General features: G+C 61.5%; 2 protein-coding genes. Both read right to left on the bottom strand.

Going from position 1 to position 2,732, the window contains the following annotated elements:
* Nucleotides 1-344 precede the first annotated feature (344 nt).
* Nucleotides 345-1,052, bottom strand: a complete 708-nt coding sequence (locus tag VGI36_13335) for a reverse transcriptase domain-containing protein (protein HEY2486127.1) — start codon at nucleotides 1,050-1,052, stop codon at nucleotides 345-347.
* Nucleotides 982-2,667, bottom strand: a complete 1,686-nt coding sequence (locus tag VGI36_13330; protein HEY2486126.1) for a recombinase family protein — start codon at nucleotides 2,665-2,667, stop codon at nucleotides 982-984. The genes VGI36_13335 and VGI36_13330 overlap by 71 nt, the downstream gene beginning before the upstream one ends.
* Nucleotides 2,668-2,732: the final 65 nt, after the last annotated feature.

Raw genomic sequence — 2,732 nt, 5'->3', positions numbered from 1 at the left:
CTGGGGAAGAGTTGCCCCTTGCCATAGCTTCCGGCCTTGAGCATCGCCCGAATCAGGCGCAGCACCCGACCATCTGCTATTTGCTGGGCCACCAGGGTTAGAAGTTTCTCATGGTCCACAGACCCAAAAAGTTTTTCAAATCTGCATCCACGATCCACTCGCGCCCGCTGTGAATCTCCCTCCAGACCTTGCGCATGGCGTCCTTCGTTGATCGCCCTCGCCGATATCCGAAGTTGGCTTCATCGAATACCGGCTGTCGGGTCACCTCGGGGATCGCTCCCCGAGGTTCCCACGGATCCGGACGTGCGAGATTATCGCATCCGGCTCCTCGGCCCACGGCTTCGCTACATGACGGAGGAGGTACGGATGCGCGGCTGGGGCAGCGGATACCGCTCGAGCAGGCGCACCATGCCTTCCCATGATATCCGCGCTCGTTGCGAGCGGCGGCTCAACCATTTGCGCCACACTTCGGTAACGCGGTAGCAGAAGTGGCGCAGCGCTCTGAAGTTTCCGGTAAGACCGAAATATCCAAAGTGCCCCAACAACTTTCGCGTGAGTGCGACCCACTGCTCGCGCACCGGCTCATGCAGATGACTCCGGCACCAGTCGGCGACGCGCTTGAGCGCGCGCTGGAAGCGGTCCTTTGCGGTCTTCTGCTTCACCACCCAGTACCCATTGCGGGACTTCGCCCAGTAATGAGTGAAGCCCAACAAGTCAAAACTGCCGGGCTCTGACCGGGCGTCCCCGCTGCTCGACGACCCCTCGGTTCTCGTATCCGGTCGCCGGAAGTCAATCAGCCGGGTCTTTTCCGGGTGAAGCGTTAGACCGTATTTGGCCAGCCGCTTGGGCAGCACGTCGAGCACCCGCTGCGCGTCCCGCTCTTGCGCGAAGATGATGACTGCATCATCTCCATAGCGGATTAGGACAGCACCGCCGACGAGCCGCGGCACAACCTGCTGCGTGAACCACTCATCCAGCACTTCATGCAAGTAGATGTTGGAAAGGATGGGCGAAGTTGCTCCCCGAACGCAAAAGGTAACTTTGGCCGGCATCGGGGCGACTGGGAGCCGGCGGGCCACCGCTGGCGGGGGGCGTCGAGGCTATCGGAATGCTGTGTCGGATAACGATACTGTCGTCGCCTATAAGGATCTCCTTGACGACCAGCCGCACGATCCGCTGGCGCTCCATGACGTCAAGCGTATCGGCGGTGCTGCGCAGTCGACCCAGGAACGCCGCGAGGGTCTCTGCCAGGCGCAAGAAGGAGGCGCGATCGCTAGCTTGATCAGCGATCGCTTGCAGCTCGGCGCGTAAAGTTTGTTCGCGTTGGCGCAGCGGGGGCATTCGCTCCCGCAACTGCTCGAGCGACAAGAGTTCTTCCTGGTAGGCGGTGAGCAGCCTCTCCAGGCGGTTGCCGACACGCGTCGCTTCCTTGCGCAAGCTTTGTTCGCGCTGTTTGGTCGGATCGGAGGAACGCGCCGCGGCCAGGCGGCGATCGAGTTCCTGCTGGATCAAGGTCGGGTCCTCAAGCAATCGGATGACTTCTGCCCACACGATTTGATCGAGCAGGTCCTGGCGCACGAAGCGGGCATTGTCGCACACCGGACCGCCCAGTTTTCGCCAGCCGTCCGAGCCAATACATTTGTAGTAGTGGAGCTTGCGCGCGCTGGTGTAAGTCGAGGTGCGGGAAAAAGCATAACCGCACTTCTGACAGCTGACCAAGCCCTGCACGATGCTCGGCGTGATGGTGCGGCGTCGCGAGCGTAGTTTGTTCTCCTGGAGCAGTTCCTGGGCTCGCGCGAAGCTGTCATCACTGACTAGCGCGGGCACCGGGATCTCGATCCACTCCTCGCGCGGACGCTCGTGGCCGTTACTGTTGCTGGACACGATCGCACCGCGCCGCCGCAGTGCTCGGGTGACACGCATCCGGCCAGCGATGCGCGTCTTGCCGAAGAAGGCAGCACCGCGATAAGCCGAATTGCGCAACATGGCCCACACCACCGAGCGCTCCCAACGGGCGCTCCGCTTGCGGGTGGGGATGCCTTCGGCATTAAGCCGGCGCGTGATCTCTCCTATGCTGAGCCCGTCGACCGTGTACATCTCATAAACTCGTTGAACCACCCGGGCCTCCGCGTCGATCACTCTATATGAGGCCAGGAGCTCGTCGCTCTTGCGAATATACTGGTACCCGTACGGCGCACCGCTCAGCACGCTGACTTCACCGGATCGAGCGCGATATCGTTTGCCGCGCCGAGAGCGTTCTAGGATCTGCGCTCGTTCGTACTCGGCGATCATGCCCTGGAACTGTACGAGCAGCTGATCTTCTGCGGTGACGCTTTGGGGAGCTTTCACGAAGCGCATCTCCACCCCGTGTCGAGCTAACTCCTCAATCAGCAGGATCTGATAAGCGTATTTGCGACTTAACCGATCGGGCGCGTAGGCCAAGACGACCTGGATCTGCCCTTCGGCCGCGAGGTCTCGTACGCGTTCCAAGCCCGGCCGCTCCAGCGTCGCGCCGCTATAGCCTTCGTCTTCGAAGATCCACTCCTTTGGAACCTCCAGTTCGTGGTTCTTCGCGAACTCGATCAGCGCTGCCGTCTGGCTCGCAATCGTGTGTTCCTCGCGCTGCTGATCCGAGGACACTCGAGCGTAGATCGCCGCCAACTTCATAGACCCCCTCCCTTATACCTGCGCCGACCAGACGCTGCTGCGTGGGTACCAAGAGCTCATACACC

Source organism: Candidatus Binataceae bacterium (assembly GCA_036495685.1).
Classification (GTDB): domain Bacteria; phylum Desulfobacterota; class Binatia; order Binatales; family Binataceae; genus JAFAHS01.
The sequence above is the reverse complement of the archived record's forward strand: the minus strand, read 5'-3'. Positions and strand labels throughout refer to the sequence as shown.

Excerpts from the sequence above, each read along its gene's own strand:
- VGI36_13330 (HEY2486126.1), bottom strand. The coding sequence starts at position 2,667 with ATGAAGTTGGCGGCGATCTACGCTCGAGTGTCCTCGGATCAGCAGCGC.
- VGI36_13335 (HEY2486127.1), bottom strand. The coding sequence starts at position 1,052 with ATGCCGGCCAAAGTTACCTTTTGCGTTCGGGGAGCAACTTCGCCCATC.